This is a genomic window from Phyllobacterium sp. TAF24 (assembly GCF_052113785.1).
Taxonomy (GTDB): Bacteria; Pseudomonadota; Alphaproteobacteria; order Rhizobiales; family Rhizobiaceae; genus Phyllobacterium.
This window is the reverse complement of sequence record NZ_JBFRDN010000038.1, coordinates 14,101-40,602: the sequence shown is the minus strand read 5'-3', so window position 1 is coordinate 40,602 and position 26,502 is coordinate 14,101. Positions and strand designations below refer to the sequence as shown.

Genomic DNA, 26,502 nt, shown 5'->3' with positions numbered 1-26,502 from the left:
GTTGGCGATTAGCGTTGCATCCACCCAAGTCCCTCATGGTGAGCTTGTCGAACCACGAACCACACCCCACACACCCCACACAAATCAAAACTTACAGATAATCAGCAACGCGATTAACAGCCCAGTGGTAAAAACTGCCCTCTAGCGGTGGCTGGTTTGTCGGGCCTTTTTTATGAATATGAAACCCGATGAAATCAGGATGGTTGATGGGCTCCAGACCATAGGCGGGATCAAAAATCTTCAGGGCGTCGCGCGCGGTCCAATAGTAGAAGTTTTCCTTCGGCGCGGCGTCCTTGAAGAAGCCGTAGCGCTTGGCCATGCGCGAGATGCCATCATTGGCAAAGGCGGTAATACCGATGGTTGCGGGCGTGATCTTCTGCCCGGTCAGGCGGAACCATGCGGGGCGCAGGACGCGGCGGCGGAAGCCGAGCCATGGTGGAACAATAACCGTTCCTTCCATATATTCGTCAAATTCCCTGATGACAGGATTATCCGGCGGCAGATACATGGCTGATACACCAAGGCGGAAATAGTTTTCGCGCGCGAGGTAAGGCTTGTCGGTATCAGGGTGAAATTGCTTCAGCAGATAAATGTCCGTGTCGAGCCAGAAACCCTGCTGCTTCTTCATCAGGGTGACGCGGAATAGATCACTGAACTGGCCAATGACGCGGCTGGCTTTCTCGATATTGGGAAAATCCGGATCGATGCGCTGGAAATACTTTTTATCCAGAATGGTCGCGGCATCGTGAAGCTCGACACCCTTCGGCAGGTTCTCGATCTCTTCAAACGCGTAAAGTTTCACCCGCTGCCCGGTCATCGCCATGGATGCCAGACAGACCCTGTCGACTTCCCGTAAGCGCGGCCCATACCAAAACGTACAAATGTCCATGAAATCAATTCCGGAACTTCTGGTGAATTTAAATTCATTAATTTTCACAAGCATCTAGGAGAGATGATCATTCCGGTCAATCGTAATGTATGTGTAATGTTTGGCCAAACGACTGCTACCGATGGCGTCTTGATATAAATGATCTCTTATCGGCGGTTCTGAGAGTGAATTTTGCTGGATCAATTTTCCACAGATCGGCTTTTTTGAAAAAGTCAGACTCTCGCTTTCAACTTCGCTGGAATGATGTTCTTATATTTCAGACGTTCGCAGCAATAAATTGGCGTGAATTTGCCTTGCCTTGTGAAACCATCCTTTTCTTCATGCGGGGCCGTCCACTATGGTTGCCGCACGGTTCGGCAAGTCGTAAGAAGCCGAAAAATTGGATCGATATTTGTTGCGGCGAACATCTGGAAATCGAAGCGGAAACCGGGGCAACCCGGAGGTTTTCGAAATACAGTGGCCCGAAAAGCAGTGGATAGTATTTTCATGACCAAGAGCCTGACGCATCTTCAGCGTCTTGAAGCCGAAGCAATCCATATTTTCCGCGAGGTTGCCGCGACATTTTCCAAGCCGGTGATGCTGTATTCCATCGGCAAGGATTCCTCCGTCATGCTGCATCTGGCGATGAAGGCCTTCTATCCGGCCAAACCGCCATTTCCATTCCTGCATGTCGATACGACTTGGAAATTCAAGGAGATGATTGCGTTTCGTGATTCAGAAGCAAAACGTCTCGGCTTTGATCTGCTGGTTCACAGCAATCAGGAAGGCATCGAGCAGGGCATCAGCCCGTTCGTGCACGGGTCAAACACCCATACCCACATCATGAAGACCGTTGGCCTGCGCCAGGCGCTCGACAAATACGGCTTTGATGCAGCCTTTGGCGGTGCGCGGCGCGACGAGGAAAAGTCCCGCGCCAAAGAGCGCATTTTCTCCTTCCGCAATGCCCAGCACTCCTGGGACCCGAAGAACCAGCGTCCGGAAATGTGGAAGATCTACAATACGCGCGTTGCCAAGGGCGAATCCATCCGGGTTTTCCCCATCTCCAATTGGACCGAACTCGATATCTGGCAGTACATCCTGCAGGAAAATATCCCGATTGTTCCGCTCTATTACGCAGCCAAGCGGCCGGTGGTGGAGCGCGACGGCATGCTGATCATGCGCGATGATGAGCGCATGCAGTTGCTGCCCGGTGAAGCGCTTGAGGAAAAGCTCGTTCGCTTTCGCACGCTTGGCTGCTATCCTCTGACCGGTGCAATTGAATCCGATGCGGTGACGCTGCCCGAGATTGTCAGTGAAATGCTGATCGCCCGCACATCCGAACGGCAGGGGCGCCTCATCGACAAGGACGAAGCGGGATCAATGGAGAAGAAGAAGCGCGAGGGCTATTTCTGATGAACACCATTGCCCCGATCAAGGCTTCCGCTGCCGAGGAAATCCGCGCCTATATGGCCGAACAGGAAAAGAAATCGCTGCTGCGCTTTCTCACCTGCGGTTCGGTTGATGATGGCAAGTCGACACTGATCGGCCGTCTGCTCTATGACACCAAGCTGATCTTCGAGGACCAGTTGGCCGCGCTGCAGAATGACAGCCGCAAGCATGGCACCAATGGCGAGGATATTGATTTCGCATTGCTGGTTGATGGGCTTGAGGCAGAGCGCGAGCAGGGCATCACCATTGACGTTGCCTATCGCTTCTTCTCGACGCCAAAGCGCAAGTTCATCGTTGCCGATACACCGGGCCATGAACAATACACGCGCAACATGGCAACAGGCGCTTCCACCGCCGATCTTGCCATTGTGCTTGTCGATGCGCGGCAGGGCATTTTGCGGCAGACGCGCCGCCACAGTTTCATTGCCTCGCTGCTTGGCATCCGCAATATCGTGCTGGCTATCAACAAGATTGATCTCGTCGACTATTCGCAAGAGATTTTCGACAGGATCGTTGCGGATTATCAGGAGTTTGCCGACAAACTCGGCTTCCAGTCAATCCAGCCCATTCCGCTGTCGGCGCGCTTTGGCGATAATGTCATTTCTTCCTCCGCCAACATGCCCTGGTACAAGGGACCGGCACTGCTGCAACATCTTGAAGATGTGCCGCTGGCGGATGCGGATGAAGAGCGTCCGTTCCGTTTTCCGGTGCAATATGTCAACCGGCCCAATCTCGATTTCCGTGGGTTTGCCGGCACCATAGCCTCGGGCGTTGTAGCGCCGGGTGATGAGGTTGTCGTCGCCAAGTCAGGCAAATCCTCGCGGGTGAAGCGTGTTGTCACGCAGGATGGCGATCTTGACCGGGCTGTCGAAGGGCAGGCGGTAACGCTGGTGCTTGAGGACGAGGTTGAAGTCTCACGCGGCAATATGCTGGTTGCGCCGGGTGCCCGTCCTGAGGTGGCGGACCAGTTTGCCGCCCATCTTGTCTGGTTCTCTGAACATGCGCTGATCCCCGGCCGCTCCTATATCCTGCGCACGGAAACCGATCAGGCGACGGCGACGATTACTGACCTGAAATACCGAATCGATATCAACAGCTTCGCGCAGGAAGCGGCCAAATCGCTTGACCTGAATGAAGTGGGCGTCGTCAATATTTCGGCGCAGGAGCCGATTGCGTTCGATCCCTACAAGTCAAACCGCTCCACCGGCTCGTTCATTCTCATCGACCGCCTCACCAACGCGACCGTCGGTGCAGGCATGATCGATTTTGGCCTGCGCCGTGCATCCAACGTGCATTGGCAGGCGCTTGATGTGAGCAAGGCCTCGCGTGCCGACCAGAAGAACCAGAAACCGGCGGTGATCTGGTTCACCGGCCTTTCCGGCTCGGGCAAATCAACGGTTGCCAATCTCGTTGAAAAGCGCCTCTCTTCGCTCGGCAAGCACACCTATATTCTTGATGGCGACAATGTGCGCCATGGTCTCAACCGTGATCTTGGCTTTACCGAAGAGGACCGGGTGGAAAATATCCGCCGCGTCGGTGAAGTGGCCAAGCTGATGGTCGATGCGGGCCTGATCGTGCTTGTGTCATTCATCTCGCCATTCCGTTCAGAACGCCGCATGGTGCGTGAGCTTCTGGGTGATGGCGAGTTTTTGGAAGTCTTCGTCGACACGCCATTCGAAGAATGCGCCCGCCGCGATCCCAAGGGGCTCTATGCAAAAGCCTTGCGCGGCGAGATCAAGAATTTCACCGGCGTCGACTCGCCCTACGAAGCGCCAGAAAATCCTGAATTGCACCTGCATACGGTTGGCCGCACGACCGAGGCCCTCGCATCGGAAGTGGAAAAGCTCTTGACCGATCATGGTATTATTTTCAACTACGATCAAAGTTCGTGGTCGATTTAGCTGTGGTGCCAAGCTTGATCACCCCCCTCTGCCCTGTCGGGCATCTCCCCCACAAGGGGGGAGATCAGCCTTCAGTGCTGCCTTTGCACAATCTGAAATGGTTCCGGTTGTGCAAAGGCGCTGATGTCAATGTGATCTCCCCCCTTGTGGGGGAGATGCCCGACAGGGCAGAGGGGGGTGAATGACCACCACCACCATCAATCACACCACTCTCCTTGCCATCCTCGAAACCACTGCCATCACAGCCGGGCAGGAAATCCTGCGCATCTACGCCAAGGGCTGCGACTTCGAACTGAAAGATGACAAGTCACCGGTGACGGAGGCCGATCACGCCGCCGAAGCAATCATTCAGGCGGCGCTCAGCAAGGCAACGCCTGATATTCCGGTTGTGGCGGAAGAGGAAATCTCCGGCGGCCATGTGCCCGGTGATCTCGGTGCATGTTTTTATCTGGTGGACCCGCTCGATGGAACGCGTGAGTTCGTCAACCGCAATGGCGACTTCACCGTAAACATCGCGCTGATCGAAAAAGGTGTCCCGGTTCTGGGTGTTGTCTATGCGCCGGTGCGCGGCGTTCTGTTCACGGGTGGAGATGCCGGTGCGCAGGAAGTAACGATCAGCGACGATGGCACCATCACTGCACGCAAGGCGATATCCTGCCGCCAAGTGCCCAAGACATTGATTGCCGTCGCCAGCCGCTCGCATCGCACACCGGAAACCGATGCCTATCTCGAAAAGTTCAGTGTGACAGACTGTGTTTCCGTGGGCTCATCGCTGAAATTCGGGCTGTTGGCGCGGGGCGAGGCGGATATCTATCCGCGTTTTGGCCGGACGATGGAATGGGACACGGCAGCCGGTGATGCGGTTTTGCGGGCGGCGGGCGGTATCACGCTGACGCTTGATGGCAATCCACTAACCTATGGCCGCCGCAATCAGGCCGATGACGCCGATTTCGCCAATCCAAATTTTGTGGCTTGGGGAAGATTGTAGTTTTCTGTGAAGCAGTCTGCGCTTTCTTAAGCGCTTCTCCTCCCTGTCCGTCATCCTCGGGCTTGACCCGAGGACCTTGCTGGAATGCGTCGCGTCAATGTTTACCTTGGCACTTCTTAGTCGTGGGTCCTCGGGTCAAGCCCGAGGATGACGGAGAGGGAGGAGATATTCAGGGATGACGGAGAGCGGGTGCGTGGTTTGCCATGCGGAAAGTTCAGGACGCTCACCATATTATGCAAAAACCCAATCACCCCGGCCGTTTCCTCAACAGCACTGTCACCACAAAAAACGCACCGATGGAACTGGTAACGATACCGATGGGTAGTTCCTGCGGTGCCAGCAGCAAACGCGCGGCGAGATCGCTCAGGAGGATGAGCGTTGCCCCGAGCAGGGCGCAGGTCACAATCAGCCCCGCATGCAATTGACCCGAAAAACGCCGGGCAATATGCGGGATCATCAGGCCGACGAAACCGATCACACCAGCCACCGAGACAAAAATTGCGGTTGAAAAAGCGCAGACGATAAACACCGTGTTGCGGATGCGGGTCACCCGGATGCCAAGGCTTTCCGCCGTGTTTTCGCCTGCCAGCAGTGCGTCCAGATTGCGGTGGTTGTAAAGCGCGTAGATGAGGATCGCCGCAAGGCCGACAAGCGCCAAAGGCAGGTTTTCCCAGCGGGCAAGGCCGAGGCCGCCAAGTGTCCAGAACATCACCGAATGGGCGGCGCGCTGGTCACCGGCAAACACCATATAGTTGGTCAGCGCAGCAAAGAGGAATGAGACGGCAAGCCCCGCCAGAATCAGCCGCTCCGGTCCCTGTCCCTGCACGCGCCGCACCAGCATCAAAACAACAATCGCCGCCAGCATGCCACCGCTGAACGCTGCAATCGGCAGGGTCCAGATGCCGAACCGGTCGCCGATGATGGTGATGACTGACACGGCTCCCGCCGCAGCGCCATTGGAAAGGCCGAAGAGAAACGGATCCGCAAGATCATTGCGGGTGACGGTTTGCAGCAGCGCGCCGATGATGCCGAGCCCGGCGCCAACGCAAATGGCAAGGATCACCCGCGGCAGGCGCAGTTCGACAATGATCTTGCCAACGGGACCCTGAACAGCAGTGTCGGAGAGACCGGCGGCATGGGCAAGCGCGCGCAGCACGTCACCGAGCGGGATAACCGTTGCCCCATAGGCAATGGAGATGAGGGCGAGGGCCAAAATGGCCATCACCCCCACGATAAGCATCAGATGCTGACGGATAGACGGAAGCACTCAGAATGCTTCCGGGTGCATCGCCTTGGCCATCTTGACGATCGCCTCGATATTGGCGGGGCCGGGCGTCAGTTCCGCATAGCGCAGGGCGACGAAGCGATTGTTTTTCACCGCGTCGGTTTCCTTCATCGCCGGATGCGATTTGAGGAAGTCGAGCAGTTTCTGGTAGCCCGCATCATCCTGATAATCGAGGAGAACGAGAAACTCAGGATTGCGTGTGGCCACGGTTTCCCACGAGGTGGTGCCCCAGCTTGTGTCGAGATCGGCCATGATATTGCTGCCACCGGCTTCGCTGATCATCGCCGTCGGAATGGCGAATTTGCCTGCGGTGAACGGCTTGTCCTCGCCGGAATCATAGAGGAACACACGGGTGCCGCTCTTGTCGCCGATCTTGGCCTTCAGGTCGGCAAGCTCGGCCTTCCAGCCGCTGACCAGCTCGTTTGCATCATCTTCCTTGCCGAAAATCTTGCCGAGCTTTTCCATGTCGCCATAGAGCAGGTCCATGGAGGCGGCTGGCCGGTTCTTGTCGAGATGAATGCAGCTTTCAGTCAGCTCCAGCGTCTTGATGCCATGCGGCGCGAGCGTGTCAGGCGTGACTTCACCGCCGGGCTTCATGCCATAGTTCCAGCCCGCAAAGAAAAAGTCCGGCTCAACGGCGACGAGATTTTCCAGCGTCGGATATTTGGGCGCAAGTTCCGGGATGGACCCCTGCTGCTTTTTGAAGGCGTCATCCAGCTTGTACCAGCCGGTAATGCCCGAAACGCCAACTATTGACGGCTGCAAATGCAGGGCGAAAGCCATCTCGCTCATATTGATGTCCTGAATGACCGCGCGCTTGGGAGCGGCATCAAAGGTCAGCGGCTTGCCGCAGCTGTCGACGGTGACAGGAAACGCCCAAGCGGGCGCTGAGAGCACCGATAAGGTGAGGGCGAGCAGCATTCTTTTCATCAAATTCTCCGTAGCTGAGCAGATTGTATTGTTGTTGTTGGTTCCGGTGCTTCGAACACCATGAGGTCGCGATCCTGCGAGGGATGGCGCAGGCGCAATACGTCGAGATCAAAGACATCGCTGACAATGCGCGGCGTCAGGGTTTCATCAGGCGTGCCAATGGCAACCAGCTGTGCGCTGTGCATGACGGCGACATGGGTGGCGAAGGGCGCGACAAGCGGCAGGTCATGCAGCACCGCGATGACAGTCACATCCAGTCCGGCGACAAGCGCCAGCAATTCGCTGCGTGCTTTCGGATCGAGATGATTGGTGGGTTCGTCCAGAAACAGAATATCAGGCTGCTGGGCAATGGCGCGGGCCAGTTGCACGCGCTGCCTTTCACCGCCGGAGAGCGAACCTATGGGGCGGCGGGAAAACTGGGCAACCTTGGCACGCAGCAGCGCTTCCGCCACGATATCGCGATCTCCGGCCTTGGTCAGAGCGCCCATATGCGGAATACGCCCAAGCGAGACATAATCCTCCACCAGCAACTGATGGTCAGGCGCATCGGTCTGACCGACAAAGGCGAAGCGCCTTGCCCTTTCTCTGGGCTTCAACCGTTCAATAGGGGTGCCTTCGATGTAAACACTGCCGGAGGAGGGGCGCAGCAGCCCCGCCAGCATGCGCAGCAGTGTGGATTTTCCAGCACCATTCGGGCCGATAATGGCAAGGCGCGAACCTCGTTCGATATCGAGCGAGGTTTCGTCCACAAGTGTCTGGCCGGACGTGCGAAATGTCACATCGTCGGCGCGCATGACAATCTCGCTCATGGGCTGATGATGTCCGTGACTGCAGGCAAAACACATGGTGCTGGGTCCCAAATCGGTAAACTCTGTCGTGCCATATCAGGCGCATTATTGTCGTATAGTAATGTTATAACATTGGTCAATGCCTGCCGTGTCATAGATGTGCGGGAATGCGTGCGAGTGTCTTGTCGTAAAGGCCTGCCGGGCGCTGTGATGCTTTGGACCAGCCGTCATCAAGCCCGTGATACATCCGGGCAAAATCGATGAGGTCGGCAAAGTTGGCGTCGGGACAGATATCGCCAAAGAGATATTGCGCCTTGTCGGGGGATCGAAACGCGACGGTGCAGGGATGTCCGCAGCCCGCCATGCAGCCAACGCCGCGCACCTCATAGGCGGGATTGCCATCAAGTTCCGCCGCAAGCCTGTCGACAAGGTCCTGCCCCGGCCGTGACTGGTCATCGGCTGACTTGCACAGGGTGCAGACAATAATCTGGTGGGTGGGCGTGCTCATGCCTGTCCGCTGCCTCAAAGACAGGGGTTGGGGAACGCAGCCAATGCACCATCGCGACAATGCGGGAGAGACATCGCATCGCTCCCGGCACACCCCGTCCGGTTCGAATTTCAAGTGTGATGGCAGGTCTCCTGGCTCGCGGGTCTCAGCTTTGCCTTGCCTTCCCGGTCTTTCAACCAGTGGCATGTCAGGCATCGCTCACCGCTTACAGTTGCGGGGGCAGCCACGGTCTCGGTCCCTTTTGGGTACGCCTCACCGTGTTCCCTTTTCATCTCCGGCGTTGTCTTGCCGGAGAAACCATCGGCGCGGATGCTATGCGGCCAGCCCTGCTGTTGCAAGCACGTTTATGCGGCAATTTTTAACGCTGCCAAAATTTTTGGCAAATGAAAGATTTCAATTGGCTGACAACTCGGTAGAGTGCTGGGAGTATTTGTGGAATCGTAGCTTTTGAGGCGACATGGCAATTCACGCAGCAGTCTACCACCTGACGCACTACAAGTATGACCGGCCCATCATGCTCGGGCCGCAAATCATCCGGCTCCAGCCAGCGCCGCATTCGCGAACCAAAGTTCTCAGCCATTCCCTGAAGGTCAGTCCAGCCAACCACTTCGTCAATCTGCAACAGGACCCCTACGGCAATTTCCTTGCCCGCTTCGTTTTCCCCGAGCCGGTGACGGAATTGAAGATCGAGGTCGATCTCATCGCCGATATGACAGTCTACAATCCGTTCGATTTCTTTGTGGAGCCTGTCGCGGAGACGTGGCCTTTCAGCTATCCACAGGAAATCAGCGACGATCTGTCGATCTATATGAAGCCGGAATCGATGGGGCCGCTGGTCTCGAATTTCCTCGCAACGATTGATCGCAGCCCGACCAATACGGTGAATTTCGTCGTCGATCTCAACGCGCGCATCCAGCGGGAAGTCGGCTATGTCATCCGCATGGAAACCGGCGTGCAGGAGCCGGAGGCGACGCTTGGCCTGCGCTCCGGGTCGTGCCGCGATTCAAGCTGGCTGCTGGTGCAAGTGCTGCGCAATCTTGGGCTCGCCGCGCGGTTTGTCTCCGGCTATCTCATTCAGTTGAAGCCTGATCTCGTTGCCATTGATGGTCCTGCCGGGACGGACAAGGACTTTACCGATCTGCATGCCTGGTGCGAGGTCTATCTGCCCGGTGCTGGATGGATCGGCCTTGATCCGACATCCGGCCTTTTGACCGGCGAAAGCCATGTGCCGCTGGCTGCCACTCCGCATTATCGCAACGCCGCGCCGATTTCAGGTATGGCGGAATTTGCCAATGTGGAATTCGGCTTTGATATGCGCGTTGACAGGGTTTCCGAACATCCGCGCATTACCAAGCCGTTTTCGGATGAATCATGGAACGCGCTCGATGCCCTTGGCGAACAGGTGGATGCTATCCTCAAAGAGCGCGATGTGCGGCTGACCATGGGCGGCGAGCCGACATTCGTCTCCATCGATGATTTTGAGTCAGGCGAATGGAACACCGATGCGGTCGGCCCCACCAAGCGGGAAAAGGCCGACAAGCTTATCCGGCGGCTGCGCGAGCGCTTTGCGCCCGGCGGCTTCCTGCATTACGGGCAGGGCAAATGGTATCCCGGCGAAAGCCTGCCGCGCTGGACGTTCTCGCTCTACTGGCGCAAGGACGGTAAGCCGATCTGGGTCAATCCTGACCTGATTGCGCCTGAGAACAGCACGGCCGATATAAAGCCTGATGATGCCGGAAAGCTCCTGCTGGCGCTGGCGGATGAGCTTGGCGTTGAACAGGAAATGGTGGCGCCTGCCTATGAAGACCCGGCTGAATGGATCGTCAAGGAAGGCAATCTGCCTGATAATGTCGATCCCTCCAATTCCAAGCTGAAAGACCCGGAAGAACGCAGCCGTATCGCCCGGGTTTTTGAACGTGGCCTCACCGAGCCAAGCGGTTTTGTGCTGCCGGTGCAGCGCTGGAACAGCCTTGCTTCCGGGCCGCGTTGGCGCAGTGAAAAATGGACGACACGGCGCGGCAAGCTGTTTCTCGTGCCGGGGGATTCGCCTGTCGGCTACCGCCTGCCGCTCGGCGCGCTGCCGCATGTGCCGCCGTCCGATTTCCCCTATATCGTCCCGGTTGACCCTTCGGTTGAGCGCGGTGCACTGCCAGACCCCTCGCCACGGGCAGCACAACGCGCAGCAGAACATCCACTGACCGTTGCGTCGTTCACAGCCGCTGAAGGCAATCAACAGGAGCGGGTGGAGCAGGAACTGGGCGAAATTGGCGGCGCAGTGCGCACGGCCATATCGGTTGAGCCGCGTGATGGACGCCTGAGCGTATTCATGCCGCCGGTTGAGGCACTTGAGGATTATCTGGAACTGGTTGCCGCAGCGGAAGCTGCCGCCCACAAGCTCGGCCTGCCCGTGCATATCGAAGGCTACGGCCCGCCGCAGGATCACCGGATCAATGTCATCCGCGTTGCGCCCGACCCCGGGGTGATCGAGGTCAATATCCACCCCGCTGCCAACTGGCGCGACTGCGTGGAGACGACCGAGGCGATCTATGAGGAAGCCCGCCAGACACGGCTGGGCGCTGATAAATTCATGATCGACGGTCGCCATACCGGTACCGGCGGCGGCAATCATGTGGTTGTGGGCGGCGAAACACCCAACAACAGCCCGTTTCTGCGCCGTCCTGATCTTTTGAAAAGCCTTGTCCTGCATTGGCAGCGCCATCCCTCGTTGTCCTACATGTTTTCAGGCCTGTTCATCGGTCCGACCAGTCAGGCCCCGCGCCTTGACGAGGCGCGGCATGACAGCCTGTATGAGCTTGAGATCGCCTTGGCGCAGGTGCCGCGACCGGGTGAGGGCACGCCGCCTCTGCCATGGCTGGTCGACCGGCTCTTCCGCAATCTCCTGGTGGATGTCACCGGCAACACGCACCGCTCCGAGATTTGCATCGACAAGCTGTTTTCGCCCGATGGGCCCACAGGGCGGCTTGGTCTGGTCGAATTTCGTGGCTTCGAAATGCCGCCCAATGCGCGCATGAGCCTTGCCCAGCAATTGCTGATCCGCGCGCTGATCGCCCGGTTCTGGAACAATCCGATACAGGGCAGTTTCGTGCGCTGGGGCACGTCATTGCATGACCGCTTCATGTTGCCCGCCTTTGTCTGGCAGGATTTTCTCGATGTGCTCGCTGATCTGCGCGAGAACGGCTTTGATTTCCGCCCCGAATGGTTCGAAGCGCAGCTGGAGTTCCGCTTTCCTTTCTGCGGGGAAATCGAGAATGAGGGCGTCAAGCTGGAAATACGTCAGGCGCTTGAACCATGGCATGTCATGGGTGAACAGGGCGCGATTGGCGGTACAGTGCGCTTCGTTGATTCATCCGTGGAGCGGCTTCAGGTCAAGGTCGATGGCTTTAACCCGGCCCGCTACAGCGTGGCATGCAACGGGCGCGAAGTGCCGCTGAAAATGACCGAAAAACAAGGCACGGCGGTGGCTGGCGTGCGCTACAAGGCATGGCAACCGCGCTCCGGCCTGCATCCGATGATCCCTGTCAATACGCCCTTGGTGTTCGATATTTACGACCAGTGGTCGCAGCGAGCCATTGGCGGTTGCGTCTATCATGTCGCACACCCGGGCGGGCGCAGCTATGATACGTTCCCGGTCAATTCCAACGAGGCGGAAGCGCGCCGGCTTGCACGTTTCGAGCCGCGCGGCCATACAACAGGTGGATATGAATTGCGCAAGGAACAACCATCAGGTGAATTCCCCATGACCCTCGACCTAAGAAGGCCGCGCCATTGAGATTGTGGAATTGATAGTGATGGGTTTTTCACCCCCCTCTGTCCTGTCGGACATCTCCCCCACAAGGGGGGAGATCACATTGACAGTAACGCCTTTGCACAACCGAAACAGTTTCAGATTGTGCAAGATGGTTTTGAAGGCTGATCTCCCCCCTTGTGGGGGAGATGCCCGACAGGGCAGAGGGGGGTGAATGCCGCCGGTTCGTGGTTCGTGGTTCGACAAGCTCACCATGAGGGAGAGGGGTGGTGAAGGGAGTCAAGTTCTGCAACATTGGTGATCTGCAATGCTGTCGATTATCGTTGCATCACCCCTCTCCCTCATGGTGAGCTTGTCGAACCACGAACCACGCTTCTGCAACACACCGTCGTCATGCAGCAACGAGTAAATTAGGAATATAAAGCACACCAATGTCACAAAGCGTGAAAGCAACTCCTCTCTCAGGCCTGCTTGCCAGCTATAAACCGCTGGCAGGGGTGGCGGATGAGATGATTGATCCCAATGGCGCGGTACGCCCCGGTTGGGAAAAGCTGTTGCGTTCGCTTGATACGCTTGGTCCTGACAAGCTTGCCACCCGTTTTGCCCGTGCCAACCAGTATCTGCATGATGCGGGTGTGTTCTACCGTGTATATGACGAAACAGGCACGCAGGAGCGGGAATGGCCGCTGGCTCATATTCCGCTGCTCATCAACGAGGATGAGTGGCGCGCGATCACCGCTGGGCTGACCCAGCGTGCTGACCTTCTGGAAGATATTGTCGCCGATATCTATGGCGATAACCGGCTGGTGCGCGATGGTTTGCTGCCGCCTGATCTCATCGCCTCCAACCCTGAATTTCTGCACCCTGTTGCCGGTGTCAAACCGGCGAGCGGGCATTTCCTGCATTTCTGCGCCTTTGAACTTGGCCGTGCGCCCAATGGCCAGTGGTGGGTGCTGGGGGACCGCACGCAAGCGCCATCAGGTGCCGGTTTTGCGCTGGAAAACCGCGTTGCCACCACCCGCGCGCTGTCGGATATTTCGACCGAAATGAATGTCCACCGCCTTGCCGGGTTCTTCAAGGATTTCCGCGATTCCCTACAAAGCCTGATCAATGATCCGGCGGGCCGTGCGGCGATCCTGACGCCCGGACCCAACAACGAAACCTATTTCGAACATGCCTATATCGCCCGCTATCTCGGCATCATGCTTTTGGAAGGCGATGACCTGACTGTGAGCAAAGGCAGGGTGATGGTGCGCACTGTCTCCGGCCTGAAACCCATTGATGTGCTGTGGCGGCGCATGGATGCGGCCTATATGGACCCGCTGGAACTGAAATCAGATTCGTGGATCGGCACACCGGGCATGGTTGGTGCGCTGCGCCAGCGTTCCGTTTCGCTTGTCAATGCGCTTGGCTCCGGCATTCTCGAAACCCGGGCGCTGCTTGCCTTTCTTCCAGCCATTTCCAAGGCGCTGCATGATCGCAGCCTCGCCTTACCAAGCATTGCCACATGGTGGTGCGGTCAGGAAAAAGAGCGCCAGCAGGTCATCAACCGGCTCGACCAGATGATGGTCGGCCCTGCATTGTCGACACGGCTGCCGTTTGAGGATGTGCAGGCAACGGTTCTGGGATCGGCGCTTGACGAGACGGCGCGTCAGGCGCTGTTGCACAGGCTTAAAACCGATGGTCGCGGGCTGGTGGGCCAGGAGGCGGTGAAACTGTCGACGACACCTGTCTATGTCGATGGAAAACTCGAACCGCGCCCCTTTGTTCTCAGGGTTTTTGCTGCAAGACACAAGGATGGCTGGAGCTTTATGCCCGGCGGCTTTGCCCGCGTCGGCTTCACGCTGGATACGGCGGCGATCGCCATGCAGCGCGGCGGGCAGGCGGCGGATGTGTGGATCACCAGTTCGGCCCCTGTGCGTCACGATACGCTGTTGCCGCGCGAAGATGATGCTTTCAGGCGCAATGTACCCGGCACCCTGCCAAGCCGCGCCGCCGAAAACCTGATGTGGATGGGGCGCTATATCGAGCGTGCGGAAGCCACGGCACGTATCCTGCGCGCCTGCCATGCCCGTTATGCCGAGACGGCCAATGCGGAACTGCCGCTTTTGACAGAAATGCGCGATCAGCTCAAACCGCTGGGTATTGATCTGGATGAGGCCGTGCCAAAAGGCCTGTTGCGGTCGATTGATGGCGCGATGCTCAGCGCCGGGCGCATCCGCGACCGGTTCTCGCCCGATGGCTGGCTGGCGCTGCGCGACCTGTCAAAGACCGTGCATCGCTTTCAGGACGTGGTCTCACAGGGTGATGACGGCACCCGCGCCATGACCATTATCCTGCGCAAGCTGGCAGGGTTCTCCGGTCTGGTGCATGAGAATATGTATCGTTTCACCGGTTGGCGTTTCCTCGAAATCGGCCGCCGGGTCGAGCGCGGTATCCAGATGGCCCGCATTCTCGCCAATCTTTCCCGCCACGAAGCGCCCGAGGGAGCGCTGGAAATGCTGCTTGAAATCGGCGACAGCGTGATGACGCACCGGCGGCAATACAGTGTCTATTCCGGTCGCCTGAGCGTGCTCGATCTTCTGGCGCTTGATCCGCTCAATCCGCGCTCGATCATCTTCCAGCTCGATGCGCTGAAAACAGAGTTCAGTCTTCTGCCGCAGCGTGATGCCGGGGCGCACATGTCGGCCTTTTCCAAGGATGTGCTGCGCCTGCACACGCAGCTTGCCATCATGGAAGCTGATGAGCTGACCCCTGATAAGCTTTATGATCTCGCCAATGAAATCAGCGCGCTGTCCGATACCATCTCCGACACCTATTTTGCCTGAGGGGATGAGAGATGCTGTATAATATCCGCCTCCACCTGCACTATGATTATGAGCGCTCCGCCGCGGGTGGCCGGCATCATATCCGTGTCATGCCGCAGACCCTGCCGGGCATTCAGCGCGTGGTGGCTTCAAGCCTTTCGTTTGACCCATCGGCAGCGGAACGTTCGGATTTTACTGACTTCTTTTCCAATACCGTCACCTCCATCGTCTACCGCAATCCGCATGAAACGCTTGATGTGACCATGACAGCGCGCATCAACGTGGCGCGGCCGCAGACCATGCTGGATGTTTCGCCTGATCTAGCCGGTTTGACCAAGGAAATACGCGGCGTCTGGTCCGTTGCATCCGATGCGCCACATCACTTTCTGACATCAAGCGCACAAGCGGCTATTGACCCTGATATCACTGCCTATGCCGCGAAAAGTTTGGGAACGACACGTACGGTCATGGAGGCAGTGAACGATCTCTGCAATCGCATCCATGCGGATTTCGCCTATGATTCAGACGCCACCAATGTGCGCACCACGGCGCGCGAGGCTTTTGATCTGCGCGCCGGGGTCTGTCAGGATTTCAGCCATATCATGATCGCAGGCCTGCGCGGTATCGGCATCCCTGCGGGCTATGTCAGCGGCTTCCTTCGTACCATTCCGCCACCCGGCAAGGAACGGCTGGAGGGCGCTGACGCCATGCATGCGTGGGTGCGCGCCTGGTGTGGCCGTGAGGCGGGCTGGCAGGAGTTTGATCCGACCAACGCGATGATGGCCGGCAATGACCATATCACGGTGGGATATGGCCGGGATTATGCCGATGTCTCCCCCATTCTCGGCGTGCTGAAAACCAGCGGCTCGCAGGAAGCCAAACAATCCGTGGATGTGATCCCGCTGGAGTAGGTGATCGGGGCATGGGGGGCGTGGTGCTGGGTGTGTGGTGCGGGTGCGTGGTTCGTGGTTCGACAAGCTCACCATGAGGGAGAGCGAGGATGCAAGGGAGCCATATTCGGCAACCCTCGTAATCCGTAATCTTTTTGATCTGCAATCTCTAAGATTATCGTTGCATCCTCACTTTCCCTCATGGTGAGCTTGTCGAACCACGAACCACGAACCACGCACCCGCACCACAACCCCCACACTCATTCACCACCCCATTTCCCACCCTATTCCAAATTGTTAGAACAGTTTTTCTTGGTTTCCATCAAACGTGAGAATATGGTCTGCTCCTAGTGCCATTTGAGCCCGCAAATGGGATGAAATTTCGAAGTGCGATCCATGCTCCCCATACCCCCGATGATGCTGACCACAGGTCCCGTTCCTGCCTATCCGCAAGTGCTTGCTGCGCTTGGAAAACCTGTTCTTTACGACTATGACCMGGCGTTCCAGTCCTTCTATGCCGACGTGATCGAAAAATTGCGGCTGGCGCTGCGGCAGGATACGCCGCCCGTCATCATGCAGGGCGAGGCGATCCTTGGCATTGAAGCCGCCGCTGCTGCGCTGATCGCCCGCGATGACGTGGTACTGAACCTTGTTTCCGGGGTCTATGGCAAGGGCTTTGCCGGTTGGGCCGCGCGTTATGGCAAGGAAGTCATCGAGCTTGCCGTGCCCTATGATGATATTATCGATCCGCAGGCGGTGCGTGATATCCTGCGCAAGCGTCCGGATATCACAATTGTCTCGCTCTGCCATCACGATACGCCCTCTGGCACGCTCAATCCGCTGCCTGAGATCGGTGCCATTGTTGCCGAACACGGGGCCTATCTGATCGTTGATGCGGTGTCGTCCTTTGGTGGCATGGATGCGCATCCCCAAGTACATGTCGATATTTTCATCACATCGCCGTCCAAATGTCTGGGCAGCACGCCGGGCCTTAGCCTGATCGGGGTGAGCGAGCGGGCATGGGCCAAGATCGAGGCCAATCCGGATGCGCCGCGCGGCTCGTTCCTCAGCCTTCTTGGCTGGAAAGGCGCGTCGGAACCCGGCAAGCCATTCCCCGTCACACCGTCTATTGCGGAGATTTATGCGCTGGATGCCGCGCTTGACCTCTATGCGCAGGAAGGCCCGGAAAATGTCTGGGCACGCCATGCGCAAACCGCTGATATCACCCGCAAAGGGCTGCTTGAACTTGGGTTAAAACTCTGGCCGAAAAAGCTGGAATACGCAGCTCCAACAGCCACCGCTTTCCGGCCACCGGAGGGTTTCAGCGATGTTGTCCTGCGCGACCGGCTGCGCGATGAACACGGGATTCTCCTGTCGCTTGGCCGCGCCGATACGGCGGGCAAGCTTTTGCGTGTCGGCCATATGGGCGCGTCGGCCCTGCCAGACTTTGCCCGCGCCACCATCTCTGCTTTAAGTCAAATTCTGTCCCGGCCCATCAAACCATAAGAGGATCGTCAGCATGTCCCGTATCCTGCTCAATCGGCGCAATTTCCTTCATCTGACCGCCAGTGCCGCCGCGCTGACCGCGCTGCCGGGCCTTGGATGGGCGCAAGGCGTAACGCCTGTCAAAGGCGGGCGTCTGGTTGTTGCCGGGGACAGTGAACCCGCCAATCTCAATCCGGCCATTGTCGCCTCCAATGGCGTGTTCTTCGTCGCCAGCAAAATCGTCGAGCCACTGGCGGAACAATCCTATGATGGCAAGGATGGCTTGTCGCCGCGCCTTGCCACCGCGTGGGAGGGGTCTGCCGATGGCCTGACGGCTACATTCAAACTGCGTGAGGGCGTGACGTGGCATGATGGCACGCCGTTTACTTCGGCTGACGTGGCTTTCTCCGCGCTCGAAGTGTGGAAAAAACTGCAAAATCTCGGGCGTGTGGTCTTCAAAAATCTGGAGAGTGTCGAAACGCCAGATGATCACACGGCCATCTTCAAATTCTCCGAGCCGACGCCATTCCAGCTTATCCGCAATGCGCTGCCCGTTGTCACATCAGTTGTGCCGAAACATCTCTATGAAGGCACTGACATCGCCAAGAACCCGGCCAATGAGAAACTGGTTGGGACAGGTCCGTTCAAATATGGCGAGCACAAACCGGGTGAATATTATCTCCTGAAGCGCAATGAAGCCTATTGGCAAAAGGACCAGCCGGCACTGGATGAAATCGTCTATCAGGTGCTCACCGACCGCGCCGCCGCAGGCAATGCACTGGAAGCGGAGCAGATCCAGCTTGCGGCATTCTCGGCTGTGCCGCTTGCGGACCTTGATCGTATTTCCAAAGTGCCGGGTCTGAAAGTCTATGCCAATGGTTATGAGGGGCTGACCTATCAGCTCATTGTCGAAATCAACCATCGCCGCAAGGAACTGTCCGACCCGAATGTGCGCCAGGCACTGGCCCATGCGATCGACAAGGATTTTGTCATCAAGACAATCTTCCTTGGCTATGCCAAGCCATCAACAGGACCTGTGCCAGCCTATGACAAGACATTTTATGAGCCCGATGTGGCTGCTTATGCCTTTGATCCTGATAAGGCCGAGGCACTGCTTGATGAGGCCGGTTATAAGCGCGGTGCGGATGGCATTCGCTTTACATTGAAATTGCTGCCAGCCCCATTCTTCAATGAAACCAAACAGTTTGGCGATTATCTGCGTCAGGCATTGGCAAAGGTTGGCATTGATGCGCAGGTGGTGAGCAATGACACACCGGCGCATCTGAAGGCCGTTTATACGGATCATGATTTCGATATCACCGTGGCAACGCCGGTTTATCGCTCCGATCCGGCCATCTCGACAACCATCCTGTTTGAGAGCGGACTGCCTGATGGTGTGCCATTCTCCAACCAGTATGGCTATGTCAACGCGGATGTGGACGATCTCATCAAGGACGCGGCTTCGACTGTAGATGGTGGCCAGCGCGCAGGCCTCTACAAACAGTTGCAGAAGAAGGTGGCCGAGGACCTGCCGCTGATCAATGTCGCCGAGTTTTCGTTCATTACGGTCGCGCGCGATACGGTGCAGAACGTATCTGACAATCCACGCTGGGCCGTGTCCAACTGGGCCAATGTCTGGCTGAAGGGGTAGGGGTTGGAGCGTGTGGCGGTGGTTGGTGCGTGGTTCGACAAGCTCACCATGAGGGAGAGGTGTGCTGTAAGGCTAATCTCCATCGGTGTAGAACCTTGACTCCCTGCAATCCTCCCACACCCTCATGGTGAGCCTGTCGAACCACGCTTAATCGTTTTGCAAATCTCCTTGTGGGGGAAAGGGGGATATAAGGTGGCTTTGATTCTGCACCCTTTGTGATCTGCAACGTTGGTGATCCACCCTAGCCCCTCATAATGACAACAAACCCATTTGTTTTCCCCAGCCAATCGCTCTAGTGTCCCACTCCATTCGCATGACCTGTCGGAGCCATACTTGCCGCCTCTCGCCTCCTTTTTTGTAAAGCGCCTGCTGGGGGCCATTCCGGTTTTGGGTGTGGTGCTGGTGGGCAGCTTTTTGCTGCTGGAGGCAGCACCCGGCGATGCTGTTGATTCCTATGTGGCGGGCTCTGGTGGTCTTGATGCCGGTCAACTGGCGCAATTGCGGCAGGCGTGGGGGCTCGACCAAGGCCCAATGAACCGTTTCATCGCCTATATTTCCGCGCTTGCCCATGGGGATTTCGGCTGGTCAACGGCCTTTCAGCGTCCCGTGCTTTCGGTAATTTTCGAACGCCTGCCGGTGACACTCCTATTGATGGGCATTGCCACCGCGCTGGCTTTCTTTCTGGGTTCGCTGCTTGGCGTTATCGCCGGTGCAAAGCCGGGATCATTGCGTGACCGCTTCCTCTCTATCGGCTCGCTGGCGCTTTATGCGGTGCCGGGTTTCTGGCTCGGGCTGGTGCTGATTGTGATCTTTGCCGTCGATCTTCGCTGGCTGCCCATTGGCGGTATCGAAACTATTGCTTCAGGGAAAACCGGATTGGCGCGAATGGCGGATATCGCAACCCATCTGGTCCTGCCGGTTGCTTCGCTCGCGATGGTCTATCTCGCGCTCTATCTGCGGCTGATGCGCGACCGCATGAGTGAAATCTGGCGCGATCCCTTTGTGACTGGGCTCAAAGCGCGCGGGCTCAGCCGGCGCCGTATCGTCTGGCGGCATGTGGCGCGCAACGCGGTTCTGCCCGTTATTACCATGCTCGGCTGGCAGGCAGCGGTGATGCTCGGCGGCAGCGTGGTGGTGGAAAGCGTTTTTGCCATTCCGGGCTTTGGCCGTCTGGCGGCTGAAGCCGTCTCGCGCCGCGATACGCCGCTGCTGCTCGGTATCATCCTGTGCAGCGCAATCACGGTGATCATCGCCAATCTGCTGGTTGATCTGGCCTATGGCAAGCTCGATCCGCGCGTGAGGGTGGGGCGATGATGATCTGGCGGCGTCTTAACCTTGAAGGCCGGGCGGGCCTCGTGCTGCTTGTCGTGCTTGTGCTTATGGCACTGCTGGCCCCGTGGATCGTGCCGGGTGATCCACTGGCTATTACAGGCGAAGCCTTGCTGCGCCCCTTCACATCGGATGCGCATCTGCTGGGTACAGACCGGCTTGGCCGCGATGTTCTCTCCGAACTCCTCTATGGCACGCGCACGACGCTGCTCGTGGCGTTCTTCTCGGCTGCGGCATCGCTTATCATCGGCAGTTTTGTCGGCACGCTTGCCGGGTTTCTGGGCGGCATTGCTGACGCGATCCTGATGCGGATCACCGAGGCATTTCAGACGGTTCCGGGTTTTCTGCTGGCACTGGCAACAATCAGCGTCACCGGGCCAAGCGTTCCGACGCTGATCTTTGCCATCAGTCTTGGCAACTGGACACAGGCTGCGCGCGTTACCCGCGCGGAAGTGCTTTCCCTGCGCGAGCGCGATTTCGTCGCTGCCGCCCGCACGCTCGGGATGCGTCCGCTTGAAATTGCATTCCGGGAAATCCTGCCCAATGCCTTTGGCCCTGCCGCTTCGCTGGCGGCTATTTCCGTGGCTGCGGCCATTCTGATCGAGGCGGCGCTGTCATTTCTCGGCTTTGGCGATCCGAACCGCGTGACATGGGGCAGCATGATTGCCGAAGGGCGCACTGTCCTGCGCACCGCACCCTATCTTTCCATTGTGCCGGGTCTGGCGCTGGTTGTGACAGTCCTCAGCGTTCATCTGATCGGACGCGGATTATCGCGTAATGAGAGGTTGCTCCAGCCATGAGCGAACCATTCCTGCGCGTTGATCATTTCGGTGTTTCCTACGGCAAAACCGTCGCGCTGGCGGATGTCTCGCTGGAACTTCTGCGGGGAGGGCGGCTGGCGCTCATCGGCGAAAGCGGTTCGGGGAAGTCCACCCTCGCCATGGCAATTGCCGGGCTTTTGCCAAAACAGGCACAACAAACAGGATCGATCAGTTTTCCCGGTGCTTCGACACGCCCACATCTCGGCAGGGATATTGGCGTGGTGTTTCAGGACCCCGGCGGCAGCCTTGATCCGGTTATCAAGGTCGGCGACCAGATTGCCGAGGTTATTCGCGCGCATGAGGACACAAGCTGGATTGCCGCGCGGGTGCGTGCCGCCAATCTTATGGACCGCGTGCATATTCCAAAGGCGCTTTCACGGCTCAACAGCTATCCGCATGAATTTTCAGGCGGTCAGCGCCAGCGCATCGCGCTTGCATTGGCCTTGGCCGCGGGTCCGTCACTGATCATTGCCGATGAACTGACAAGCGCGCTTGATACGGTTGTGCAGCGCCATATCGTCAACCTGCTGGATGAGCTGGTGCGCGAGGATGGGCTGACCCTGCTGTTTGTCACCCATGATATCGCGCTGGCTTCCGAACGTGCCGACCAGATCGCTGTTCTCTACAAGGGGCAACTGGTCGAGTGCGGCGGTGCAGCGGATGTTTTGGGCAAGCCTGTGCATCCCTATACGAAAGCGCTGATCGGCGCGCATCTGTCGCTGGAGACACCGCGCCAGCGACGCCTTGCCGAAATCAACCCTGACAGTCTGAGCCTGCCATGAGCGAAGCTGATTCCATCGTTCTTGATGTGCGCAATATCGCCAAACGCTTTGGCGACCGCAATGCGTCGGGTCTCAGAGATATCAGCCTTACCTTGGGGCGCGGCGAAACGCTGGCGCTTGTCGGTGCGTCAGGCTCCGGCAAAACAACGCTGGCGCGCCTTGTCATGCGGTTGAGCGAGCCGGACGCCGGATCAATTCGCCTTTGCGGGCATGATATCACCGCCATGCGCGGTGGCACGCTACGGCAACTGCGTCACCGGTTCCAGATGGTGTTTCAGGACCCGCTGGCGGCATTCAATCCGCGCGCCAATGTCAGGCGGATTCTGGAAGACCCGCTGCGGCTGCATGATCTGGCTCCAAAGGAAAACTATGGCGAGGTTATCGCCGCCGCACTTGAACGGGTGGGGCTGAGCCCCGATCTGATGCAACGCAATCCGCTTGAGCTTTCCGGCGGCCAGCGCCAGCGCGTCGCCATTGCCCGGGCTGTAATGCCCAGACCCGACCTGATTGTGCTCGACGAGCCGGTCTCGGCACTGGATGTCTCGGTGCGAGCGCAAATCCTCAATCTGCTGCTTGATCTGCAGGAGGAGACGGGTGTGGCCTATCTCTTCATTTCCCATGATCTCGCCGTGGTCCGCGCGATTGCCGACCGCATGATTGCGATGGATGAGGGGCGGGTCGTCGAAAGCGGTGAAACGGAACGGGTTCTGGCTGCGCCGCAGGCAGAAGCCACCCGGGCACTGATCGATGCGGTGCCGCGCCTCAAAAGCTGGGCCTGAATTACCTCGGCTTGTTGACAAAACATCAGGAAATACGCGGATTATCTGCTTTCGTGAACAGCCTGTTCGCGAGCGCGGAGGAAACGGCGGCGCCGGTCCATATCCGTATTGCAGCGCAGCAAGTCCGGGTTTAGAGCCACGCCAACGGTGGCAATCAGGCGCCGTCGACAAAGTTTCCGGAGAGTGTGATGAACCCTGCCATGCAGATGCCGATGATGAACAATATGATGCCCATGCAGATGCCGATGATGGGCGGAATGATGCCAATGCAGATGCCAATGATGAACGGCATGATGCCAATGCAGATGCCTATGATGGGTGGAATGATGGCCATGCCCATGATGATGTGCACCATGACTTGCAAGATGACGCCAACGGGCATGGTCTGCGAAATGATGCCAATGGAAGGCATGTCGATGGAAATGATGAAGGATTGCTGTGACCGTATGACCGCGATGATGAACATGGGCATGCCCATGATGATGTCGTGTGGCGGTATGCCAATGATGATGTGCAAGATGGGTTGAGCTGTAGCTCTCCACAGGCACGTTTGACAGGAGCCGGCACTGCCGGCTCTTTCCTGTTTCAGCCTACAGTTTCGACATAGGTCATGACGAGATAGATGACTGCCTCGCTGTCGGTCAAATTGCGGTAGCTGTGCGGTACGTCCGCCTCAAACAGCATGGCATCGCCTTCTTCGAGTGTATTGGCCGGTTCCTGACCGGTCCTGATCTCGATCCGGCCCTTGACCAGAATGAGGTTCTCGATTGTACCCGGCGCATGAGCCTCCGCCCGCTCCACATGGCCGGGACCAATCCGGAGTTCATAGAACTCGACCTTGCGTTCGCCATCGAAGGGGAACAGCGCGCGCGAGGTAAACCGCCCATCGGCAAGGCCGAGAATCTTGGCTTTGTCGTGCCGCAGGATGATGGTGCCTTGCACGCGCTGACTGTCGAGCAATGTGGCGAAGGGAACGCCGAGTGCCGTTGCAATCTTCCACAGTATATTGACGGTCGGAGCGCTTTTGCCCGTTTCAATCTGGCTGAGCATTGCCCGGCTCACACCGGCCAGTTTTGCCAGCCGCTCTAGCGAGTGGCCCTGCCGTGTCCGCAACCGGCGCAGGTTCCGCCCGAGAATTGCGGGCAAGTCATTGGCCGCGTCGTTGTTCTCGCTATAAGCAGCCGATTGAAAATTCTCGTCCAGAGCAAGTGTCGTCAAGAATGCGCCTCGCCGGCAACCGGGCTATAAAAGACGATGGGGACGAACGAGACAGGCATGGCAATCCAGGCAAAGGAAACCATCGGATAGGACATGAGCTGTTGAGGCTTTTGCTGCTCGCTCCGCTGGGCATCGGCTTTCGCCTGCCTGTAGGCCTTGAGGTCGATGATATCAGCCTGATATGCCAGCATGGCCCTGATCCTTTCAAGAATGGAGATCAGTCTAGGCGCTGACAGATCAACCCGACAGAATGTTCGTTTCAAAAATGGCGCCGGATTTGAAACCGCATACCAAACTTGTTGCGATTTCTGCTCCCGATAGCCCTCGATATCGTTCCCATGGAAATTCATATTTGAAAAACTGACTTCAGGAATCATCAAAAAATACAACCTGTGGTAGAATATTTGTGTTAGATCATCAGGTAGTTCAATTTTTACGGATGTCCTTCGTACGAAATTAGCCCGGCAAAGCTATAGTCGTAGGGAGTGGAATTGAGGTTGGTAATTGTACACTGAATATTTCCCCATCGTCGCGGATCTCGTCCACCGTCTTGGCCTGGTAGCGCTGGTCAGCATGGCCTATGGCTCGATTATTCGCGGCTTCCACACCCCGGTGACACGTAGTTTCATGGTGGGGCTGCTGTTCGGCTGTTCGGCCGTTATCTCCATGCTTGATCCCGTTATTGTTGACCAAGGTATTATTGTCGATGCCCGTTCCATTCTGCTTGCACTCAGCGCGCCATTTGGCGGCGTGGTTGCAGTGCTGGTCTCTACAACTTTAACGATTATTTCCCGCGTCCTCATCGGGGGCAATGGTGTTTATGCGGGTGTTGTCGGCATTGTGATCATCGGTCTGATCAGCCTGATCTTTACGCAGGTCTACCGGCCAAAAAACTATTCCTGGAAGCACTTCATTATCCTTGGTCTGACTGTTCCGCTTTACACGCTGAGCATCTTTGTCCTGCCATTCGAGCAGGCGCTGCCGATTTTCCAGCGTATCGCCCTGCCAATGCTGACGCTGAGTGTCACAGGGATCATTCTCATCTCGATGTTCCTGCATCGTGAGCGCCTGCGGGTTGATCGCGTGAAAATATTGGAGGTGGACGCTCACACCGATCCTTTGACCAATCTTGCCAACCGCAGGCTGTTCGACAGGGTTGCGCGCCGCACATTCCGCAAGGCGGCTTCAACGGGCGGCGATGTCTTTTCGCTTGTCATGATCGATATCGACTCGTTCAAGAGCATCAATGATCATTGGGGCCATTCCAATGGCGATCTGGTGCTGGTCGAAATCTCCACCATCATCCGCTCGCTGGTGCGCAAATCAGATCTCGTGGCCCGTTATGGCGGCGAGGAGATTGCGATCCTGATGCCCACGGCTGACGCCGAAGAAGCCATGGCCATGGCCGAAGCAATCCGGCGGCGCGTCAACGAAACCTTCTTCGATTTCGGGCGCACGCAAGCGCATGTGACTGTCAGCGCCGGTGTTTCGACCTTCACCTCGCAGCACCAGTCGCTGACTGACCTTATCGAAGAAGCGGATATCGCGCTTTACCGGGCCAAGCGCCTTGGCCGCAATCGTATCGAACTGGCATCGATAGCGGCATAAGTGCAATTACAGATTGATCTTCAGGCTTTTCCAGAATGTGTCGATGACTGCACGTTCTTCCGCGGGGCTGTTATCCTCATTGAAACGTGTCAGGATGACGATGCCTTTGTTGCCATTAACGGTGGAGAATGCCTCTCTGATGAGATGGGTGGATTTTCTTCCGATCACCGCTTTCATGCCTTTAAGGGTTTTGCCCGATTCAAGTTTGCGCTCGGTTGGTGTTTCTTTGATCTTGGCTCCGGCCTTTCGGTCATCATTGGTGAATCCCTTGATCATCCGGGACGCGATGGAATCCGCATCCGAACGGTCATATTCCTGCACGATAACCGATGTTCCGGTGGCGGACGTCAGGAAATATTGTGTGATGCCCCGGCTGATTTCGGTTTTCGCGGGATTAAGATCACCCGGATGATCGAAAGAGAACAATGCGCCCGAGGCTGTCGCAAATTTTGAACGCTCCAGCGCTACCTTTATTTCCTTGCCGTCGCCGGTTGTGACGGTCACGGTCTCACCAACATTGATGCCGGTCTGTTTGCCATCAATGGTGAGTTGAAATCCCTTGCTGTTCTCTGCCCATGCAGATTGCGTGGATATCGCCGCAAGGCACATGAATCCAGTCAGTAAAGCGCTGCGCATCATATCCCCTCCT

General features: G+C 57.4%; 22 protein-coding genes and 1 riboswitch. Of the genes, 13 read left to right on the top strand and 9 right to left on the bottom strand.

Annotated elements, in window-relative coordinates; all coding sequences use genetic code 11:
- Positions 1–91: 91 nt before the first annotated feature.
- Positions 92–889: a hypothetical protein gene (locus tag AB4Y96_RS23400; RefSeq protein ID WP_441920261.1), complete on the bottom strand. Its 798-nt coding sequence runs from the start codon at positions 887–889 to the stop codon at positions 92–94.
- Between the two features lie 486 nt (positions 890–1,375).
- Between AB4Y96_RS23400 and cysD the strand changes: the two genes are divergently transcribed.
- The 3 genes from cysD (at position 1,376) to cysQ (ending at position 5,206) form a co-directional block, all read left to right on the top strand.
- Positions 1,376–2,281 carry a sulfate adenylyltransferase subunit CysD gene (cysD, locus tag AB4Y96_RS23395; RefSeq protein ID WP_441920259.1) on the top strand — a complete coding sequence of 302 codons (906 nt, stop codon included), beginning with the start codon at positions 1,376–1,378 and terminating at the stop codon, positions 2,279–2,281.
- Positions 2,281–4,218: a sulfate adenylyltransferase subunit CysN gene (cysN, locus tag AB4Y96_RS23390; RefSeq protein WP_441920258.1), complete on the top strand. Its 1,938-nt coding sequence runs from the start codon at positions 2,281–2,283 to the stop codon at positions 4,216–4,218. Before cysD ends, cysN begins: the two co-directional genes overlap by 1 nt.
- A 181-nt stretch (positions 4,219–4,399) precedes the next feature.
- A complete protein-coding gene (cysQ, locus tag AB4Y96_RS23385) occupies positions 4,400–5,206 on the top strand; it encodes a 3'(2'),5'-bisphosphate nucleotidase CysQ (RefSeq protein ID WP_441920257.1) in 807 nt (268 codons plus the stop codon).
- A 247-nt stretch (positions 5,207–5,453) separates the two neighbouring features.
- On the opposite strand, the gene AB4Y96_RS23380 is transcribed toward cysQ, so the two are convergent.
- The 4 genes from AB4Y96_RS23380 to AB4Y96_RS23365 form a co-directional block, all read right to left on the bottom strand.
- The gene (locus tag AB4Y96_RS23380) at positions 5,454–6,428 is read right to left on the bottom strand and encodes a FecCD family ABC transporter permease (RefSeq protein WP_441920255.1); all 975 of its coding nucleotides are present in this window, start codon (positions 6,426–6,428) and stop codon (positions 5,454–5,456) included.
- Between the two features lie 45 nt (positions 6,429–6,473).
- Positions 6,474–7,421 carry an ABC transporter substrate-binding protein gene (locus AB4Y96_RS23375; RefSeq protein WP_441920253.1) on the bottom strand — a complete coding sequence of 316 codons (948 nt, stop codon included), beginning with the start codon at positions 7,419–7,421 and terminating at the stop codon, positions 6,474–6,476.
- Positions 7,421–8,230, bottom strand: coding sequence for an ABC transporter ATP-binding protein (locus tag AB4Y96_RS23370; RefSeq protein WP_091880801.1), 810 nt, complete (start codon positions 8,228–8,230; stop codon positions 7,421–7,423). Before AB4Y96_RS23370 ends, AB4Y96_RS23375 begins: the two co-directional genes overlap by 1 nt.
- Before the next feature lie 130 nt (positions 8,231–8,360).
- The gene (locus tag AB4Y96_RS23365; RefSeq protein WP_441920252.1) at positions 8,361–8,717 is read right to left on the bottom strand and encodes a DUF1636 family protein; all 357 of its coding nucleotides are present in this window, start codon (positions 8,715–8,717) and stop codon (positions 8,361–8,363) included.
- Positions 8,718–8,821: 104 nt separating this feature from the next.
- Positions 8,822–9,034, bottom strand: a riboswitch (cobalamin riboswitch).
- 140 nt (positions 9,035–9,174) lie between these two features.
- Here AB4Y96_RS23365 and AB4Y96_RS23360 point away from each other — a divergent pair.
- The 9 genes from AB4Y96_RS23360 (at position 9,175) to AB4Y96_RS23320 (ending at position 23,027) form a co-directional block, all read left to right on the top strand.
- Positions 9,175–12,507, top strand: coding sequence for a transglutaminase family protein (locus AB4Y96_RS23360; protein WP_441920250.1), 3,333 nt, complete (start codon positions 9,175–9,177; stop codon positions 12,505–12,507).
- 407 nt (positions 12,508–12,914) lie between these two features.
- A complete protein-coding gene (locus AB4Y96_RS23355; RefSeq protein WP_441920249.1) occupies positions 12,915–15,311 on the top strand; it encodes a circularly permuted type 2 ATP-grasp protein in 2,397 nt (798 codons plus the stop codon).
- Positions 15,312–15,322: 11 nt separating this feature from the next.
- The gene (locus AB4Y96_RS23350; RefSeq protein ID WP_441920247.1) at positions 15,323–16,201 is read left to right on the top strand and encodes a transglutaminase family protein; all 879 of its coding nucleotides are present in this window, start codon (positions 15,323–15,325) and stop codon (positions 16,199–16,201) included.
- Between the two features lie 375 nt (positions 16,202–16,576).
- The gene (gene ppaT, locus AB4Y96_RS23345) at positions 16,577–17,686 is read left to right on the top strand and encodes a pyridoxamine--pyruvate transaminase (RefSeq protein ID WP_441920246.1); all 1,110 of its coding nucleotides are present in this window, start codon (positions 16,577–16,579) and stop codon (positions 17,684–17,686) included.
- 13 nt (positions 17,687–17,699) lie between these two features.
- Positions 17,700–19,316 carry an ABC transporter substrate-binding protein gene (locus AB4Y96_RS23340; RefSeq protein ID WP_441920245.1) on the top strand — a complete coding sequence of 539 codons (1,617 nt, stop codon included), beginning with the start codon at positions 17,700–17,702 and terminating at the stop codon, positions 19,314–19,316.
- Positions 19,317–19,649: 333 nt separating this feature from the next.
- Complete coding sequence (locus tag AB4Y96_RS23335; RefSeq protein ID WP_441920243.1) at positions 19,650–20,630, top strand: ABC transporter permease; 981 nt, start codon at positions 19,650–19,652, stop codon at positions 20,628–20,630.
- Positions 20,627–21,445, top strand: coding sequence for an ABC transporter permease (locus AB4Y96_RS23330; RefSeq protein ID WP_441920242.1), 819 nt, complete (start codon positions 20,627–20,629; stop codon positions 21,443–21,445). Before AB4Y96_RS23335 ends, AB4Y96_RS23330 begins: the two co-directional genes overlap by 4 nt.
- Entirely contained in the window at positions 21,442–22,248 is an 807-nt protein-coding gene (locus AB4Y96_RS23325) for an ABC transporter ATP-binding protein (protein ID WP_441920240.1), read from the top strand. Before AB4Y96_RS23330 ends, AB4Y96_RS23325 begins: the two co-directional genes overlap by 4 nt.
- Positions 22,245–23,027 (top strand): ABC transporter ATP-binding protein, encoded by a 783-nt coding sequence (locus AB4Y96_RS23320; protein ID WP_441920239.1) that lies wholly within the window; start codon positions 22,245–22,247, stop codon positions 23,025–23,027. Before AB4Y96_RS23325 ends, AB4Y96_RS23320 begins: the two co-directional genes overlap by 4 nt.
- Before the next feature lie 154 nt (positions 23,028–23,181).
- Here AB4Y96_RS23320 and AB4Y96_RS23315 read toward each other — a convergent pair whose 3' ends face one another.
- The 3 genes from AB4Y96_RS23315 to AB4Y96_RS23305 all read right to left on the bottom strand — a co-directional run bounded on the left by AB4Y96_RS23315 (position 23,182) and on the right by AB4Y96_RS23305 (position 24,625).
- Positions 23,182–23,493: a hypothetical protein gene (locus AB4Y96_RS23315; protein WP_441920237.1), complete on the bottom strand. Its 312-nt coding sequence runs from the start codon at positions 23,491–23,493 to the stop codon at positions 23,182–23,184.
- Positions 23,494–23,612: 119 nt separating this feature from the next.
- Positions 23,613–24,245, bottom strand: a complete 633-nt coding sequence (locus AB4Y96_RS23310) for a helix-turn-helix domain-containing protein (RefSeq protein ID WP_441920235.1) — start codon at positions 24,243–24,245, stop codon at positions 23,613–23,615.
- Positions 24,242–24,625, bottom strand: coding sequence for a hypothetical protein (locus AB4Y96_RS23305; protein WP_441920234.1), 384 nt, complete (start codon positions 24,623–24,625; stop codon positions 24,242–24,244). The genes AB4Y96_RS23310 and AB4Y96_RS23305 overlap by 4 nt, the downstream gene beginning before the upstream one ends.
- A gap of 124 nt (positions 24,626–24,749) precedes the next feature.
- Between AB4Y96_RS23305 and AB4Y96_RS23300 the strand changes: the two genes are divergently transcribed.
- Complete coding sequence (locus AB4Y96_RS23300; RefSeq protein ID WP_441920232.1) at positions 24,750–25,853, top strand: GGDEF domain-containing protein; 1,104 nt, start codon at positions 24,750–24,752, stop codon at positions 25,851–25,853.
- Positions 25,854–25,859: 6 nt separating this feature from the next.
- Here AB4Y96_RS23300 and AB4Y96_RS23295 read toward each other — a convergent pair whose 3' ends face one another.
- Positions 25,860–26,492, bottom strand: a complete 633-nt coding sequence (locus tag AB4Y96_RS23295) for a hypothetical protein (RefSeq protein ID WP_091880779.1) — start codon at positions 26,490–26,492, stop codon at positions 25,860–25,862.
- Positions 26,493–26,502 lie beyond the last annotated feature (10 nt).

Coding starts and splice junctions, on each gene's coding strand:
- AB4Y96_RS23375 (WP_441920253.1), bottom strand. CDS start 7,421: ATGAAAAGAATGCTGCTCGCCCTCACCTTATCGGTGCTCTCAGCGCCC.
- cysQ (WP_441920257.1), top strand. CDS start 4,400: ATGACCACCACCACCATCAATCACACCACTCTCCTTGCCATCCTCGAA.
- cysN (WP_441920258.1), top strand. CDS start 2,281: ATGAACACCATTGCCCCGATCAAGGCTTCCGCTGCCGAGGAAATCCGC.
- AB4Y96_RS23360 (WP_441920250.1), top strand. CDS start 9,175: ATGGCAATTCACGCAGCAGTCTACCACCTGACGCACTACAAGTATGAC.
- AB4Y96_RS23295 (WP_091880779.1), bottom strand. CDS start 26,492: ATGATGCGCAGCGCTTTACTGACTGGATTCATGTGCCTTGCGGCGATA.
- AB4Y96_RS23330 (WP_441920242.1), top strand. CDS start 20,627: ATGATGATCTGGCGGCGTCTTAACCTTGAAGGCCGGGCGGGCCTCGTG.
- cysD (WP_441920259.1), top strand. CDS start 1,376: ATGACCAAGAGCCTGACGCATCTTCAGCGTCTTGAAGCCGAAGCAATC.
- AB4Y96_RS23365 (WP_441920252.1), bottom strand. CDS start 8,717: ATGAGCACGCCCACCCACCAGATTATTGTCTGCACCCTGTGCAAGTCA.
- AB4Y96_RS23315 (WP_441920237.1), bottom strand. CDS start 23,493: ATGTTCATCATCGCGGTCATACGGTCACAGCAATCCTTCATCATTTCC.
- AB4Y96_RS23355 (WP_441920249.1), top strand. CDS start 12,915: ATGTCACAAAGCGTGAAAGCAACTCCTCTCTCAGGCCTGCTTGCCAGC.
- AB4Y96_RS23325 (WP_441920240.1), top strand. CDS start 21,442: ATGAGCGAACCATTCCTGCGCGTTGATCATTTCGGTGTTTCCTACGGC.
- AB4Y96_RS23340 (WP_441920245.1), top strand. CDS start 17,700: ATGTCCCGTATCCTGCTCAATCGGCGCAATTTCCTTCATCTGACCGCC.
- AB4Y96_RS23370 (WP_091880801.1), bottom strand. CDS start 8,230: ATGAGCGAGATTGTCATGCGCGCCGACGATGTGACATTTCGCACGTCC.
- AB4Y96_RS23350 (WP_441920247.1), top strand. CDS start 15,323: ATGCTGTATAATATCCGCCTCCACCTGCACTATGATTATGAGCGCTCC.
- AB4Y96_RS23380 (WP_441920255.1), bottom strand. CDS start 6,428: ATGGCCATTTTGGCCCTCGCCCTCATCTCCATTGCCTATGGGGCAACG.
- AB4Y96_RS23400 (WP_441920261.1), bottom strand. CDS start 889: ATGGACATTTGTACGTTTTGGTATGGGCCGCGCTTACGGGAAGTCGAC.
- AB4Y96_RS23320 (WP_441920239.1), top strand. CDS start 22,245: ATGAGCGAAGCTGATTCCATCGTTCTTGATGTGCGCAATATCGCCAAA.